We start from the raw sequence: 15,231 nt of genomic DNA on the forward strand, positions 1-15,231 counted from the left end.
TCGCGTCAACGTGTCGGCGTCACTGTTTTCATCTGTAGGGTACGCTGTGCGTACCTTTTCGACGCATGCCGGGATATTTATCCCGCCCGTAACGTTTAAAGTCGCACGGAGGAGGGAGGATGATTTTGCGTTTGCGGAGAATTTCCAAATCTTGGGAACGGGGTTATAACTCCCGTCCCGCTCAGGAGCACCCCTTGGAAAGGGTGTATCACGAGAAGCGCTCTGCGAAAAAGGATTTACTTGGATTTTTTGGTTTTCTTGACCGTTTTTCGGCTGGCGGCAGGCTTCACGGCTTTTTTCTTTGCGGCGGCGGTTTTCTGGGCGGTCCGCGTTACGCTGCCGCGTTTGCTTTGGGCGGCCTTGGCCCGGCTCGGCGAGCCGCGCTTGGCGGCGGCTTTTTGGGCGGCAGTCAGGCGATGATAGCCTGAAGCTGCCCGAAGCCGCTTGTGCGCACGGTAATGCTTGGCGGCGGGCCGACTGTTTACGACGCGGTGATAGTTGCCGTCGCCGGCCGCGGAAGCGACCTGGATGCCATGGTGGTTACCGCAGTCGAGCTGATAGGGCGGCTCGCCCGCGGCGCTGGCGGTCATCATGTCGATGTTGCGGTAGGAGCCGTCGCCGTAACGGTTGGAGAAGCCCGCATCCATCATGTTCATCATCAACTGGTAGCGCTCGGCGCTGGTCGAACCGCCCAGGATGATTCCGATCAACCGTTTGCCGTTTTGCAATGCGGAACTCATCAGGTTAAAGCCCGAGCCGCAGGTAAAACCGGTTTTCATCCCTTCCGCGCCGGGATAGCGAGCGGTGAACTTATTGATGCCGCGCAGTTCGCGTCCTTTGAAGGAAAAGCCGTGGCTGGCGAAATAGGGATAATAGTTCGGAAAATTTTTCATGATTTTCCAGGCCAGGATAGCCAGATCGCGGGAGGTGGTGACCTGCAGATTATTCGGCAGGCCGGTCGCGTTCATGAAGCGGGTATTGTACATGCCCAGCTGGCGTGCTTTGGCGGTCATTTGCCCTGCGAAAGCCTCTTCGGTGCCGCCCAGATGCTCGCCGAGCACGACCGCCGCGTCGTTCGCCGAGCGGGTAATCACCGCCAGGATGGCTTCTTCGACGGTCAGGGTTTCGCCTGCGCGGAGTCCCAGCTTGCTTTGCGGCTGCCGGGAAGCGTGGTAGGAGGCGCTCATGCCGTCGTGCAGTCCGATACGCCCCTGGGCCAGCGCTTCAAAGGCCATGTACAGCGTCATCACCTTGGTCAGCGAAGCGGGATACCAAGGATGCGTCGCATCGATCTCATGCAGTACATTGCCGTTTTCGGCGTCGATCAGGATCGCGGCATAACGCGCATCGGCGGTACCGGCCGTCAGCAGCGCGCCGAACGTCAGCAGGACAATAATAAACGACTTTACTTTACGCATTGAAAAAAATCTCGAAGACTCTGAGCGATCCAGAACAGGCTGGGGTGCAAGGAGGGGCTGACTGATATAGAGTAAGGCAAGTCGACCGCAATGATCTCCGGAGAAATCAGGCGATTTAAGCGGTATGCCGCGTAAACTCTGCGACAAGGAGACAAAAGTTTTGCATCCTGGCAGCTCGATCCCTAAATCTGACTTAAGCAGAAACCCATCCTGCTTATTTTAGCAAAGACTGAAAAAGGTAGAAATCTATTTGTATCGGCTGTGAAATTCCACTCAAACTGCTTGTTAATCGCAAAAATCAATTCCGCTTGCCGTTCTTCGGCGGCGAAATCAAATCGGTTAGACAATCGTACGGAGGCTCTCCCGAACAGATCCCCCAGGAGTCTCCGAATAAGCCCTCGTTTTTGGATTTCCAGGGTTCCGAGAAGGCTTCGAAAATAACCGAAGACCATCGGTTTTCGGCCATTTTTTCCAGGGTGGAGCTGATCACCTGCGCCTGGTTCCGGCGCCCGGCGATACCGCAATGCTCGCCGGTGCGCACGTTCACTTCGGTCCCGCCTTCGGGCGCATAAGGCCAGCCGAATTCGGTCATGATCACCTCGACGCCGGGGTAAGTGCGGCTGATCTCATTCAGGCGCTGGACATGGAAGTCGGCGGCCTTCTCGGCGGGGGTACACGAATGCACGCCCGCATGCTTGTTTTCCCACCAGGGAAAGATATTGGTGCCGATCCAGTCGACCCGGTTGGCGAAAAGGGTCTTTTGGCATGGCATGGCGCGATTGCACCATTCCCACCAGGTGTCGATCGTGGTAATGGGCTGGGCAATCTTCGCTTCGCGCAGCGCGTCAAGGCAGCGGATGATCTCGCTGTCCAGCGCATTGCCGTGGCGGGTCCGGACTTCGGAGCCGCAACTGAGCTTGACGATCGTGTTCGGATAAGTCCGGGCGAGCGCGATGCCGTGCGAGATCGATGCCGAGTTGACGGCGCTGTCGTCGTCGAGCCAGAGGATTGCGATTACTTTGATTCCACGGGCCTCGGCCGCCGCAAACGTCGCATCGAGGCCGTTCAGGACGCCGTAGGTCATGATGCAGCGGAAAGGGGTTTTTTCGACCAGTACGTCGAGCAGTTGTTCGATCTGGACCTTCGAGGGATGAGGACCGTAATCGGGATTCAGCCCTTTCACGTAGGGGCTAAAGGCGACGCACTGGAGCGCTTCCGATTGGGGCGGCGTCTGGGGCGCTCCCGGATTTTCGCGCGCCGCGGCAGACCGGAAGGTTATCAGCAGCAATGACAGCGCTAAAAGGAAGAAAACTTGTTTCATAAGAACCTATGATCGAGTCGCCGAGCGTGTTTTGTAGGGTACGCTGCGCGTACCTTTTACGGTTTTCGTGGGAAGAAGTTCAAAGGTACGCGCAGCGTACCCTACCTGACCGTCCGATTGGGTATATTCCCGAATGAGTTGCCCGTCAATCGGCCTTGCGTTTGAGCGCCTGTTTCGCCTGATGCCAAAAGGCGTCGAGTTCGTACAGGTCGCAATCGGTCAAACTGCGCCCCGAGGCGGCGACCTGCCGTTCAATATAATGGAAGCGGCGTGTGAACTTCTTGGTGCTTTCCTTCAAGGCCAGTTCCGGATTTACATCGAGATGCCTCGCCAGGTTCACAACCACCAACAGCAGATCGCCGATTTCCTCGCGGATGTGATGGGGGTCACCCGACTTCCAGGCCTCCCTGACTTCTTCGAGTTCCTCCATCACCTTGTCGAACACCGGCGGCGTATCAGGCCAGTCGAAGCCGTGCCGGGCGGCCCGGTCCTGAATCTTTTCGCATTCGAGCAGGGCGGGGAGGCTGGCCGCGACGCCCGCCAGCACACTGGCCGGCTCCTCCGGTTTCGCTTTCGCCTTGCGTTCTTCGTCCTTGGCCTGTTCCCAAGCCCGCTGGCGCTCCGCATCGGTTTCGAAGACCGCGTCGGCAAACACATGCGGATGCCGACGGATCAGTTTGTCGCAGATGCCGGCGGAAACCTGCTCGAAATCGAACAGGCCGCCTTCCTTCGCAAGCTGCGCATGAAAGACGACCTGCAGCAGAAGATCGCCGAGTTCGGCGCGCAGATCGTCCATGTCGTTGCGCTCGATTGCGTCGACGACTTCGTAGGCTTCTTCGATCAGGTAAGGGATCAGCGTCGCGAAATCCTGCTTGAGGTCCCAGGGGCAGCCCTGTTCGGGATCGCGCAGGCGCGCCATGATGTCCAGCAGGTGTTGGGTATTTTTCAGCATGTCGGTCAGAACTCGGCGCCGAAGCTCTCACGGTAGCGCTGCTTGAAGATTTCCATGTCGAAACTGTGGTTCTGCGTGCCGTTGTGTTCGATCTTGATTGCGCCCATCAAGGATGCGATCCGGCCGGTCACTTCCCAGTCGAATTCGTTCATCAGGCCGTACAGGAGTCCTGCGCGGTAGGCGTCGCCGCAGCCGGTCGGGTCGAGCAATTGTTTCGGCTGGGCGGAGGGAATTTCGATGCAGCGGCCGCGGGTATAAATTTTCGAGCCTTGGGCGCCCAGCGTCACGATCAACGCTTCGACGCGCCCGGCCAGTTCCGCAAGCGTCAGACCGGTGCGCTGTTGCAGGAGTTCGGACTCGTAATCGTTGACTACCGCCCACGTTGCCTGGTCGAGGAAGGTCAGGAGTTCTTCGCCGTCGAACATCGGAATGCCCTGGCCCGGATCGAAAATGAACGGAATATCGAGTTCCTTGAACTGCGCCGCATGCAGCACCATTCCGTCTCTGCCGTCCGGCGATACGATGCCGATCGTAATATCGTCCCGATTGGTCGGTACCGAATTCAGATGCGATTCGCTCATCGCGCCCGGATGGAACGCGGTGATCTGGTTGTCGTCTTCGTCGGTAGTGATATAAGCCTGTCCGGTGTAATGGTTGTCGAGAATCCGGATGAATTCCCGCGACAGACCGTTCTGGCAGAGCCATTGCATGTAGGGCTCGAAATCGTGGCCGACGGTCGCCATGATCAAGGGATCTTCGTCGAGCAGGCCCAGGTTGTAGGCGATATTGCCCGCGCAGCCGCCGAATTCGCGGCGCATCACCGGCACCAGGAACGACACGTTCAGGATGTGCACCTTGTCCGGCAGGATGTGATTTTTGAAGCGGTCATGGAAGACCATGATCGTGTCGTAGGCCATCGAACCGCAGATCAGTGCGCTCATGATTTAACTCCTATTAGTATGTAAGTCCAAGTGATGGCTGCCCAGACCAGCGATAGCATCACGGCGGCGGAACCGATGTCTTTGGCCCGGCCCGACAACTCGTGGCGTTCCAGCCCGACCCGGTCGACGGTCGCTTCGATCGCCGAATTCAACAGCTCGACCAGCAAGACCAGTACCACGCTGCCGATCAGCAGCAATTTTTCGATCGGCGTTTGGCCCAGCCAGATCGCCAGCGGCGTGGTGACCAGGAATATCAATACTTCCTGCCTGAAGGCTTCTTCATGTGTCCAGACGGCCTTGAATCCGGCCGCCGAAAAGCTGCACGCATTGAGGATGCGCTTAAACCCTTTTTCAGTTTGATACGCCATGCATTACCATAAAAAATTGTTTTGAAACGGATCGACGAGTCCGGGGGCGCTTATTCGGCCTCGATCATCGCTTGATAGGCATCGGCATCCATTAAGTTGTTCAGTTCGGAAGCCTCTGCGGTTTTTACGCAAAAAATCCAGGTTTCGTAGGGTGTGTCATTGATTTGTTCGGGACTGTCGGACAAAGACTCATTGACCTCGACAATCTCTCCCGTGACCGGGCTGTACAGGTCGGAGGCGGTCTTGACCGATTCGACCACCGCGCATTGTTCCTTGGCTTTCACCTGGCGGCCCACCTCGGGCAGCTCGACGTATACCAGATCACCCAGCTCCTGCTGCGCGAAATCGGTAATGCCGACGCGCACCACGTTGCCGTTTTCCAGCTTGGCCCATTCGTGGGTCGCGGCATATTTCAGACTGTTCGGCAAATCACTCATCTCGTCCTCTCCTGATCATTTATAAAATCTTTAAGCTGCGCAAGCCTGCGCCAGACGTTCGCTTTGTGCCCATCATACCATTTAAACGCGAGCTTTCTCTACCAAGCCGGGGCAAACGTTAGCGGGGCAGCTCCGCTCCGCTGCAAGACCGCCTCCCGAAACCTGCCACTTGTCTGATGGCGCGAAGATTTAACCGGCCGTAATCTTGAAGCGAGTATATTGTTGGACGCCGAGGTCTAAGCCTATGTCAATTTTTCGGGTCACTGTCCTATGAAAAATATTCATCGCATGCTGGAAGACATCAAACAGGAAACGCTGTCCACTGCCTTTTTGACCGGCCGCAAAGCGCTTTCGCCGGAGGTGATGGCGGCGATGGGAAAGGTGCCGCGCGAGCAGTTTGTCGCGCCCGAGATGGAACCGATGGCGTTCGACAACGGCCCCTTGCCGATCGGCTACGGACAGACCATCTCTCAGCCGTTTATCGTTGCGCTGATGACCGATCTGCTCGGTGCCAAACGGACCGACAGGATCCTGGAGATCGGCACCGGTTCGGGTTACCAGTCCGCAATCCTGTCGTTCCTGGCGGAGCAGGTTTATACGGTCGAGGTGATAGAGGACTTGAGCGTCGAAGCCGCAGCCCGTTTCGAAAAGCTCGGCTATCGGAATATTCACGTGAAGACCGGCAACGGCTATGACGGCTGGCCGGAGGAGGCCCCGTACGACGGCGTGATCGTCACCGCCGCCGCACCTTATATTCCCGAGCCGCTAATCGGGCAGTTGAAAGCGGGCGGCCGGCTGGTGATTCCGGTCGGCCGGCCTTTCGAACACCAGGAGTTGATCATGGTGGAAAAACAGGAGCATGGCGCCAACAAGCTCAGCAAAATCCTCGATGTCGCCTTTGTCCCGTTGGTGGATCAGGACCATTCGAAAAGATGGCACTAATCGCAAGCGCAAAGGTCGCATAGCTAAATCCGAAGGAAGGAGCGCTTCGCCATGATCTATCCAACCTGTGTGCGGACTGCGATATTGCTGTTCTTCTTCGCGGGTTTCGCCCGCGCCGAAACCGATGCCTACGCGCGGCAGCGCGCGGCGATGGTGGCCGAGATCGAAGCGAATATGGCGCAGACCGCCGGACTTTTAGGGCGCAAAGGCTTGTCCGCAGAGGTAGCGGACGCCTTGCGCACCGTGCCGCGGCACCAGTTTGTCGAGGAGGAAATGCAGCCGTATGCCTATCAGAACCGCCCTTTGCCGATCGGCCACGGCCAGACCATTTCGCAGCCGTATATCGTCGCGGTGATGACCGAATTGCTCGATGCGAAGCCCGGCGACAAAGTGCTCGAAATCGGCACCGGTTCGGCCTATCAGGCCGCGGTGCTCGGCGCGATCGGCGCCGAAGTGTTCACCATCGAAATCGTCGAACCTCTGGCCGCCGCCGCTCACGAACGGATCGCCAAGCTCGGGCTCGCGAACATTCACACCCGTACCGGGGACGGCTACTACGGCTGGCCCGAAGCGGCGCCGTTCGACGCGGTGCTGGTCACCGCGGCCGCCAGCCATATTCCTCCGCCCCTGATCAAGCAGCTGAAGCCCGGGGGACGCATGCTGATCCCGGTCGGCGACCGCTTCAATGTGCAGCAGCTGGTGTTGGTCGAAAAAGACCCGGATCAGAAGGTCAAGACCCGACAATTGCTGCCGGTGTCTTTCGTGCCGCTGACCGGGACCCATCAGTGAGTCGGGCTGCCGGCGCGATAAACGGTTTCCGCGGTCTGCCGCTGTTGATCGCACTGGTCTCGGGTGCATCGGTCGGTTATGAAATTTTGCTGATGCGGCTGTTTTCGATCATTCAGTGGCATCATTTCGCTTACATGATCATCAGCCTGGCCTTGCTGGGTTACGGCGTCAGCGGGGTTTTTCTGGGATTTTGCAAAGGCTGGCTGAACGCCCGTTTCGAACGGATTTTTCCGGGATGCATTTTGCTGTTCAGTCTCGCGGCGCCGGGCTGTTTCTGGATCGGCCAGCGGCTGCCGTTCAATCCGGCCGAGCTTTTCTGGTCGCCCCTGCAGCCGTTGTACTTGTTGACGCTGTATCTCTTGCTGTCTTTGCCGTTCTTTTTTGCCGCCTCGGCGATCGGTCTGACGTTATTCCGGTTCCGTGGACGGGTGCCCGCCATTTATGCGGCCGATCTGGCCGGCGCGGGGCTGGGCTGTCTGGCCGTTATCGGCCTGCTGCTTCGGTTGTCGCCCGGACAGGCGCTGATCGCGTTGTCCGTAATCAACGTTGCCGGGCTTTTTCTGGTATCGATCGTCTGGAAAAAGGCCGAATGGGTTTGGGGCGCCTCTGCCGCCGTGCTGGCCTTCCTGTGGCTTGCGCCTTCGGACTGGAAAACACTGCACGTTTCGCCTTACAAGGAACTGCGGCAATTCTTGCGCATTCCCGGTACGCGGATTATCGACAGTTTCTCGAACCCGATCGCCTTTACCGATGTGGCCGAAAGTACCGTCACGCCGCTGCGTTATGCACCCGGCCTCAGCCTGGGTGCGGACCGCGAGCCGCCCCAGCAATATGCCGTCTTTTCGGATGCCGGCAATATGTCCGCGCTGACCCGCTATAACGGTGATCCGGCTACGATCTCTTACCTGGACCAGACCACGTCCGCGCTGCCTTATCACCTGAACAAACCCGGACACCTGCTGATCCTGGGCGTCGGCACCGGCGGCGATCTGTTGCAGGCCGAACGGTTCGGCGTTTCGTCGGTCGACGCGGTGGAACTGAACGGCCAACTGATCGATTACATCAAGACCCGGTTCGATGCCTTCAGCGGCGGCACCTTCACGAATGCGCGCCTCAGGCTGCACATCGGCGAAGCGCGCGGATTCGTCGCCGGCACCCGGCAGCGCTTCGACCTGATCCAGATCGCCTTGATGGATGCCTTCGGGGCTTCCTCGGCCGGTCTGTATGCGTTGAGCGAAAACTATCTTTATACGGTCGAGGCGCTTCAGGAATATATCCGCCATCTGCAGCCGGGCGGCTATCTGGCGTTGACCCGCTGGGCCAAAATGCCGCCCCGCGACGCATTGAAGCTGTTCGCGACTGCTGCTATCGCGCTGGAGCTGTCGGGCATCCCCGAGCCCGGCCGGCAAATGATCCTGATCCGCGGCTGGCAGACCAGCACCCTGCTGGTCAAGAACGGCAGGGTCACAATGCAGGACATCGGAGCGCTCAAAACTTTCTGCGAGGACCGGAGTTTCGACATCGATTATTACCCCGGCGTCACCGAAGCGGAAACCAACCGTTTCAATCAGCTGCCGGAATCCTATTATTATCAGGGTGCGCTCCGGATTCTCGGCCCGGAACGCGAATCCTACCTGGAGCGTTACAAGTTTGCGATCGAGCCCGCCACCGACGACCGTCCTTATTTTTTCCAGTTTTTCAAATGGACCACCTTGCCCGAAATCCTATCGCTGTACGGGCAGGGCGGCCTCTCGCTGCTCGAATCCGGCTATATCATTCTGGCTGCCGGCGCGCTGCAGGCGGTGCTGGCGGCAGCTCTCTTCATCGGGCTGCCGATGTGGCTGTGCAGGCGCAGGCTTGGGCTGCCCGACTATTCGACCCGTCTGTGGCGCAGCATCGGCTACTTTTTTCTGCTCGGCAACGCTTTTTTGTTCATCGAAATCGCCTTTATCCAGAAATTCATCCTGTTTCTGCACCATCCGGTTTATTCGGTCACGGTGGTACTGTGCTCCTTTCTGGTGGCGGCCAGCTTCGGAAGTGCGGCATCGCGCCGGTTGACGGACAAGCGCCATGGCCAGTTCGTCCCGATCGCAGGGATTGCGCTGCTGGCGCTCTGCTATATTCTGTTTTTCAACCACCTGACCGGCGTATTTCTGCATCAGGCCGACTCGCTCAAAATCTTGGTTTCGGTGCTGCTGATCCTGCCGTTGGGCTTCGCGATGGGCATGCCGTTTCCGCTCGGCCTGCAGCGCGTTGCACAGCTGTCTCCCGGACTGATTCCCTGGGCATGGGGCGTCAACGGCTTCGCCTCGGTGATCAGCGCGAATTTTGCCACGCTGATTGCGATACACTTCGGGTTCAATGCGGTGGTTCTGGTTGCGGTTGGTCTTTACCTGACTGCGGTGGTTTGTTTACCGGTGATTGATTCCGGAGGAGAATTAACCCGGAAGGATTAACCCGAACCGATTTTCGTTTATCCGGCCGAGAGTACGCGTTTATGGCTGTTCGATTCAAAAGAGGCAAACTCGGGATTGGACTCGCCTTCCTGGTCTTGATTTTCATTCCGCTCGGCATCGGCCTTTTTTTTGAGCAAGACATCGTTATTCCGGTCAAAGGGGCAACTTCCAGGGACTGGAACCCGAGGTCTTTCTGGCACCCCGATTGGGGAGCGTCCGGCGTCCATAAAGGGATCGATATTTTCGCTTCGCGCGGAACGGACGTGCTGGCGGCGGTTTCCGGGCTGGTGGTATTCCAGGGCGAATTGAACCTGGGGGGTAAGGCGCTGGCGATACTCGATCCGAAATGGCGGCTGCACTATTATGCGCATCTGGATTCGGCCGCAGTCAGCGCCGGAAAATGGGTATCCCAGGGAAACGTCGTCGGCAAGGTCGGGAACACCGGCAATGCCCGCGGCAGGCCGCCGCATCTGCATTACTCGATTATCAGCTTAATTCCCCGCTTCGGCCGCTACTCCGACCGAGAGGAGGGATGGAAACTGATGTTTTTCCTCAACCCTGCGGATTATCTGAGTTAGGGTATGAGAAAGGTGAAGGTAGCGGTTCTGAGAGACCTGCCGGGTTTTTAAAACCTGGCAGGTCTTTATAGGCCGCGAATTTCCCGGTTGCGGATACGCCGCAGCTAAAGGCTTGCCGCATGCTGCAGCGGCCAATCCCGGTAATTGAACACCTGGCCGTTCTTGCGCACTTCCGCGATCTGATCCATGTCGATTTCCGCGAACACCCACTGCGCCGCATTCAGTTCGCCGATCGCGAGGGTGCCGTTGTCCGGGAAACCCCGGTCGACCGGCGTATAGACTGCCGCCGCGCCGATGTTCACGTCCACCGCTTCGGACCAGGGCGCGAGGCCCACCGTCGGCGACTGCACCACATAGCACTGGTTTTCGAGCGCGCGCGCCTGGCAGCCGATCCGGACCCGGTGATAGCCGGCCAGCGTGTCCGTGCAGCTCGGTACCAGGATCAGATTCGCGCCCGCTTCGACCTGTTTCCGGGCCAGCATTGGGAACTCGCTGTCGTAGCAGATGTTGATCGCGATCCGGCCGTAATCGGTGTCGAAGCACTTCAGCTCGAGGCCTCTGTTGATCAGCCACTGCTCGTTTTCGAAGCGGGTCATCATTACCTTGTCCTGATAATCGAACTCGCCGTTCGGCATGAACAGGTAGGCGCGGTTGCGGTAAACCTCGCCTTCGATCCGGACCGGAAATGTGCCGGATTGGATATAGCAGCCATATTGCTGAGCGAGCCCGCGGTACAGTTCGATGTAGCCGTCCAGCTGAGACTGCATCGCCGCCAGCTGCTTGCTCAGCGAGGAGTAGACTTCCCGGCCGAACAGCGAGGCGAGCTCCATGCTGCCGTATTCGGGAAACAGCAGGATCTTCGCGCCCTCTGCGGCGGCCTCATCGACCCAGCGCTCGATCTTCTGCCGGTAGGCATCCCAGTTTTCCAGGAAGCCGATGTCGTATTGGGCGGCGGCGATCTTAACTTTCATGTTTCAGCCAGAAGGTCATCGGTTTCAAGGTTTCGACGGCGTCGTCCAGGTCTTTCCAGAGATAGGTCGTCTTCAGTTCGGGATGTTTCACATAACCGCGCTTGTTCCAGAACTTGTCGAGCGGCACGTAATCGGCCGGCCGGCGCGGATGGTCGAGCGGACGTTCGACGCAGCAGAAGGTGATGTGTTTGAAGCCGCCCAGTTCCTGCGCATGCGCCTCGCGTTCTTCGAAAAAGCGCACGCCGATGCCGAGGCCGCGGTAATTCTTGTCCAGCACCGACTCGCTGCAGTAAAAGATTTCGCTTAGGTTATAGCCGTTTTCGATAAACGGCCGCTGCATTTCTTCGGTTTCGTACTGCATCGGGATCGCGGTCGACGCGCCGACGATTTTGTCGCCGTCGAACGCGATCACGATCACGCTTTGCGGACAGTTCAGATAGGTTTGCAGGTATTTTTCTTCGTATTCGTACGTGCCGTCGTACAGATACGGGAACTCACGGAATACTTGGATTCTGAGGCGGGCCAATTCCTTGATGTAAGGTTCGATGGCTTTGCCGCTAAATCTTTCGATGCGAATGGCGTTAGACATGAATGGTTTAAAACGATGTGAAAAAACGGCAATATTTTACCAAAGCCTAGGCGCGAATGCGCAGCCCCGTCCGATTTAGCCCTATCGAAACACGGGATTTGCTCCCAGTCGCAAATCGCTCAACAGGGCATTCGGCCACGCGATACCGGGCATTTTCTTTTCAACTGTATCAACCGCCCTGAGATCGGGCTTTGAACTCAACTTCGTTGAACGACGCATTCGGCGTCAATGCAATCATTTTGTGCAGCTCGGTCAGCTCAACCTGCTGCTTTTGCCCGCCGTTGTCGATCACTAAGAACTCCCGTTTTTCGGGAGAGGTCAGTACGTCAAGCGCCTTGCCTTCGATCACTTCGCCTCCTTTTAAGACGAGTTCGACCCGGTAGTTATGCATGCAGGCCACTTCGATATAGTCGTGAAGGTCGCAGGAAATAATGTGTTCGGTCATGGCTGTACTCCGTCGATTATCTAATGGGTAAGTGGAGCCCGCTGTAACAAGCCAGAACTGAATCTGCCGGCTGCGGGCTCCGGCTGGAATCAATAAGGTTGTAACCGCTTTGCCGCGACCGTCTTGCCGATTCGCGCCTTGATGTTCAGTTCTTCTCCGTTACGCAGGATGTCCAGGCTGACCTGGTCGCCGACCTGCATCAAGGCGATTTGATTGTGCAGCTTGGTGGCCGATTCCACCGGCTGGCCGTTGACGGCAGTTACTACATCGCCGCGCTCCAGTCCCGCTTTCTCGGCCGCCGAACCGGAAACGATGCCGGCGATCACTGCGCCGTGCTGCTGGCGGATCCCGAATGCGTTGGCCAGGGCCGGCGTCAGGTCCTGGATCTGGACGCCCAGTTGCCCACGTTGAATCTTGCCGAAATGGATGATCTGATTGGCCACCTGATTGGCCAGATTGATCGGAATCGCGAAGCCGATGCCGACGTTGCCGCCGCTGGGGCCTACGATCGCGGTATTGATCCCGACCAGTTCGCCGTTCAGGTTGACCAAGGCTCCCCCTGAGTTGCCGGGATTGATCGATGCGTCGGTCTGAATGAAGTCTTCGTAACCTTCGATACCCAGGCTGGTACGGCCCAGGGCGCTGACGATGCCGGACGTGACGGTCTGGCCCAGGCCGAAAGGGCTGCCGATTGCGACCACGAAATCGCCTACCCGCAACTGCTCGGAATTGCCTTTGGGCAATTCGACCAGATTGCCGGTTTTGATCTGGATCAAGGCAATGTCGGTCGTCGGGTCGCTGCCGACCAGCTTCGCGTCCACGTTCTGGCCGTCCTGGAGGGTGACGGTGATCTTGTCCGCTTTGTCGATCACGTGGTTGTTGGTAAGGATATAACCTTTGCCGGCGTCGATAATCACTCCCGAGCCCAGGCTTTGCTGCTCCCGTTCCAGGGGCATGTTCGGGATATCGAAAAACTGGCGGAAAAACGGGTCCCTGAACAGTGGATTTTCTTCGAAACGGATGCGCGTCCGGGTCGAAATATTTACCACGCCGGGAACGACTTTTTTGAGCATCTCAGGCAAGGGATTATTCGCCAAAGGGAGAACGGCCGCCGCTTCGGCCCGGGGCAAGCCTATTGCGAACATCGGTAATAGCGCCATGGCCTGGAAAAAACGGATCATTTTCGTTTTCATATTTCGCTCCTGATTAAGGTTCTTACCGATGCCGGGGGGATCCACTCGAACCGTCTCCGCCTATCCTGAGTTTTTTAAAGAAAACTCGGAAAACCGACTTAACCTTGAATCCCCGGGATTTACCGAAACGGATTATCGATAGCCGGTTCTAGCTCAGCCGCCGACTTGCCTTTCGGATTCAACCGATTACAATTTCGCGAAGTCGCTTTCATCTTAAATAAACAACCCAGTTTTATAACAGTTCAAAAATTCTGCGGCAGCCGGCAGACGAAGAGGGGGCGGACTAATCGGGCATCCTTGTTTGAAGGGATTCGATGCAAAGCTGTATATTAAATCCGCCTCAAAAATGTGATAAATGCACCACAATTGGGCAAAATCGACAAGTAAATCGAGGAAACCGATGGGCTCGGGGCGCTTTGCGTCAGCGATGCAGCTTATGGATTCAAGCTCGATGCCATCAAGTGAGGGGAAGGGATGCGTCATTCCGGCGGACCCTGCCCGGATGACGGCTTAACCTAATGTCATGGGTTTAAGCCGCGGCCTTGATCGGGTTAACGTTGCCCGATCCTGTGCCGGCAGGGCAGGTGAGGGCTTCATCTTCCGGGCACTGACTTTGTGGGTGGTGAAGGGGAAATGAGGGATATTGGCATTAAAGATGCTTAATAGATTACGTACTCTATGGACAGAGTGATTATTTTCTCCTCCTCACTCCAATGTTGTTATGGATATGGGCGCTTAATCGACCAGGTTAAGCGCCTTTTTTTATCGGCACCGGCTGCCGGTTTACGTCACATGGTCAATACGATTTTCCCTGTCACATGGTCAATACGATTTTCCCTTGCGTGTGGCCGGCTTCGATGAGTTCATGCGCCTGAGCGGCATCTTCGAGCGCCATCCGATGGCTGAGATGGATCTTTAGCCGCCCTTGATCGACCCATTCAGCGCACTGATTCAGCATCGCGATCTGTTTGTCCCGGGCCGTATGCAAATCCCGCAGCATCGGCGTCAGCATCAGTTCGAAACCGATCAGCAGATTTCGGATTCTGGCTTCGCCCCAATTGAGTGCGCCGGGCTCGAGAATCGTGACGAGGCGCCCGAAATGCGCGGTGGCCGGGATGCTCTCTTCGAAAACGGACGGGCCTACCGTATCGAAGACCAGGTCGCAGCCTTTGCCGTCGGTCAGGCGATTGACCGCCTCGGCAAAACCGCCCTCGGTTTTGTAATCGACCGTATGGTCCGCGCCCAGCGCTTTAGCGAACTCGGCCTTTTGCGCCGAACTGATCGTAGTGATCACGCGCGCGCCTTTCAGTTTCGCCAATTGAATCGCGACATGGCCTACGCCGCCCGCGCCGGCATGGACCAGCACGGTCTGGCCCGCTTCGAGGCCGCCGCGGTCAAAGAGCGCGCCCCAGGCAGTGATCAGCACCAGCGGGGCGGCAGCCGCTTCGGCATACGACAAGGCCACCGGCATCGGGGCGGCCCAGCGCTGGTCCAGCACCGTATATTCGGCATAGTTGCCTTGCTCGCGGCCGAGCCCGCCGTGGCAGAACCAGACCTTGTCGCCGGGTTTGAAACGGTCCACCGCCGAACCGACCGCGACCACTTCGCCGGCACCGTCGCAGCCCAACACCGCCGGCAGCGGGTTCGGAAAGAACACGCCCCGGCGGCGAACTTTCGTGTCGATCGGATTGACGCCGGCCGCATGCAGTTTGACCTTGATTTCGGTCGGCGAGGTGATCTGCGGTTCGGCGATTTCTTGCAGGGACAAGACTTCGGGGCCGCCGACGGCGGTCATCAGGATGGCTTTCATGGCTGTTCCTCCGGATAAGTG

At 57.8% G+C, this 15,231-nt stretch carries 16 protein-coding genes; 4 read left to right on the top strand and 12 right to left on the bottom strand.

Annotation, left to right across the window (positions count from 1 at the left end; translation table 11 throughout):
• Positions 1-236: 236 nt before the first annotated feature.
• From JJL52_RS01250 to gcvH, 6 genes are all read right to left on the bottom strand, one after another.
• Positions 237-1,418, bottom strand: coding sequence for a D-alanyl-D-alanine carboxypeptidase family protein (locus JJL52_RS01250; protein ID WP_202050563.1), 1,182 nt, complete (start codon positions 1,416-1,418; stop codon positions 237-239).
• A gap of 298 nt (positions 1,419-1,716) precedes the next feature.
• Complete coding sequence (locus JJL52_RS01255; RefSeq protein WP_202050564.1) at positions 1,717-2,739, bottom strand: glycoside hydrolase family 17 protein; 1,023 nt, start codon at positions 2,737-2,739, stop codon at positions 1,717-1,719.
• 145 nt (positions 2,740-2,884) lie between these two features.
• Entirely contained in the window at positions 2,885-3,691 is an 807-nt protein-coding gene (mazG, locus tag JJL52_RS01260; protein ID WP_202050565.1) for a nucleoside triphosphate pyrophosphohydrolase, read from the bottom strand.
• A 5-nt stretch (positions 3,692-3,696) separates the two neighbouring features.
• Entirely contained in the window at positions 3,697-4,632 is a 936-nt protein-coding gene (locus JJL52_RS01265; protein ID WP_202050566.1) for a carbohydrate kinase family protein, read from the bottom strand.
• Entirely contained in the window at positions 4,629-5,000 is a 372-nt protein-coding gene (locus JJL52_RS01270) for a diacylglycerol kinase (RefSeq protein ID WP_202050567.1), read from the bottom strand. Before JJL52_RS01270 ends, JJL52_RS01265 begins: the two co-directional genes overlap by 4 nt.
• A 50-nt stretch (positions 5,001-5,050) precedes the next feature.
• Positions 5,051-5,437: a glycine cleavage system protein GcvH gene (gcvH, locus tag JJL52_RS01275; protein ID WP_202050568.1), complete on the bottom strand. Its 387-nt coding sequence runs from the start codon at positions 5,435-5,437 to the stop codon at positions 5,051-5,053.
• Between the two features lie 270 nt (positions 5,438-5,707).
• Between gcvH and JJL52_RS01280 the strand changes: the two genes are divergently transcribed.
• The 4 genes from JJL52_RS01280 to JJL52_RS01295 are packed head-to-tail and all read left to right on the top strand — an operon-like array spanning position 5,708 to position 10,202.
• Positions 5,708-6,379: a protein-L-isoaspartate(D-aspartate) O-methyltransferase gene (locus JJL52_RS01280; RefSeq protein WP_202050569.1), complete on the top strand. Its 672-nt coding sequence runs from the start codon at positions 5,708-5,710 to the stop codon at positions 6,377-6,379.
• 51 nt (positions 6,380-6,430) lie between these two features.
• Entirely contained in the window at positions 6,431-7,168 is a 738-nt protein-coding gene (locus JJL52_RS01285; protein ID WP_202050570.1) for a protein-L-isoaspartate(D-aspartate) O-methyltransferase, read from the top strand.
• Positions 7,165-9,624 (top strand): spermine/spermidine synthase domain-containing protein, encoded by a 2,460-nt coding sequence (locus JJL52_RS01290; protein WP_336885024.1) that lies wholly within the window; start codon positions 7,165-7,167, stop codon positions 9,622-9,624. The genes JJL52_RS01285 and JJL52_RS01290 overlap by 4 nt, the downstream gene beginning before the upstream one ends.
• 41 nt (positions 9,625-9,665) lie before the next feature.
• On the top strand, positions 9,666-10,202 hold the full coding sequence (locus JJL52_RS01295) for a M23 family metallopeptidase (RefSeq protein WP_202050571.1): 537 nt from the start codon (positions 9,666-9,668) through the stop codon (positions 10,200-10,202).
• A 104-nt stretch (positions 10,203-10,306) separates the two neighbouring features.
• Here the strand turns inward: JJL52_RS01295 and JJL52_RS01300 are convergent, their stop codons facing one another.
• The 6 genes from JJL52_RS01300 to JJL52_RS01325 form a co-directional block, all read right to left on the bottom strand.
• Complete coding sequence (locus JJL52_RS01300) at positions 10,307-11,173, bottom strand: carbon-nitrogen hydrolase family protein (RefSeq protein WP_202050572.1); 867 nt, start codon at positions 11,171-11,173, stop codon at positions 10,307-10,309.
• Entirely contained in the window at positions 11,163-11,762 is a 600-nt protein-coding gene (locus tag JJL52_RS01305; RefSeq protein WP_202050573.1) for a GNAT family N-acetyltransferase, read from the bottom strand. The genes JJL52_RS01300 and JJL52_RS01305 overlap by 11 nt, the downstream gene beginning before the upstream one ends.
• Before the next feature lie 169 nt (positions 11,763-11,931).
• Positions 11,932-12,207: a Rho-binding antiterminator gene (locus tag JJL52_RS01310; protein WP_202050574.1), complete on the bottom strand. Its 276-nt coding sequence runs from the start codon at positions 12,205-12,207 to the stop codon at positions 11,932-11,934.
• Between the two features lie 89 nt (positions 12,208-12,296).
• On the bottom strand, positions 12,297-13,400 hold the full coding sequence (locus JJL52_RS01315; RefSeq protein WP_202050575.1) for a Do family serine endopeptidase: 1,104 nt from the start codon (positions 13,398-13,400) through the stop codon (positions 12,297-12,299).
• 213 nt (positions 13,401-13,613) lie between these two features.
• Positions 13,614-13,883 carry a hypothetical protein gene (locus JJL52_RS01320; protein ID WP_202050576.1) on the bottom strand — a complete coding sequence of 90 codons (270 nt, stop codon included), beginning with the start codon at positions 13,881-13,883 and terminating at the stop codon, positions 13,614-13,616.
• 331 nt (positions 13,884-14,214) lie between these two features.
• Positions 14,215-15,210 (bottom strand): zinc-dependent alcohol dehydrogenase family protein, encoded by a 996-nt coding sequence (locus JJL52_RS01325; protein ID WP_202050577.1) that lies wholly within the window; start codon positions 15,208-15,210, stop codon positions 14,215-14,217.
• Between the last annotated feature and the right edge of the window lie 21 nt (positions 15,211-15,231).

Source organism: Candidatus Methylomicrobium oryzae (genome assembly GCF_016745425.1).
Taxonomy (GTDB): Bacteria; Pseudomonadota; Gammaproteobacteria; order Methylococcales; family Methylomonadaceae; genus Methylomicrobium; species Methylomicrobium oryzae.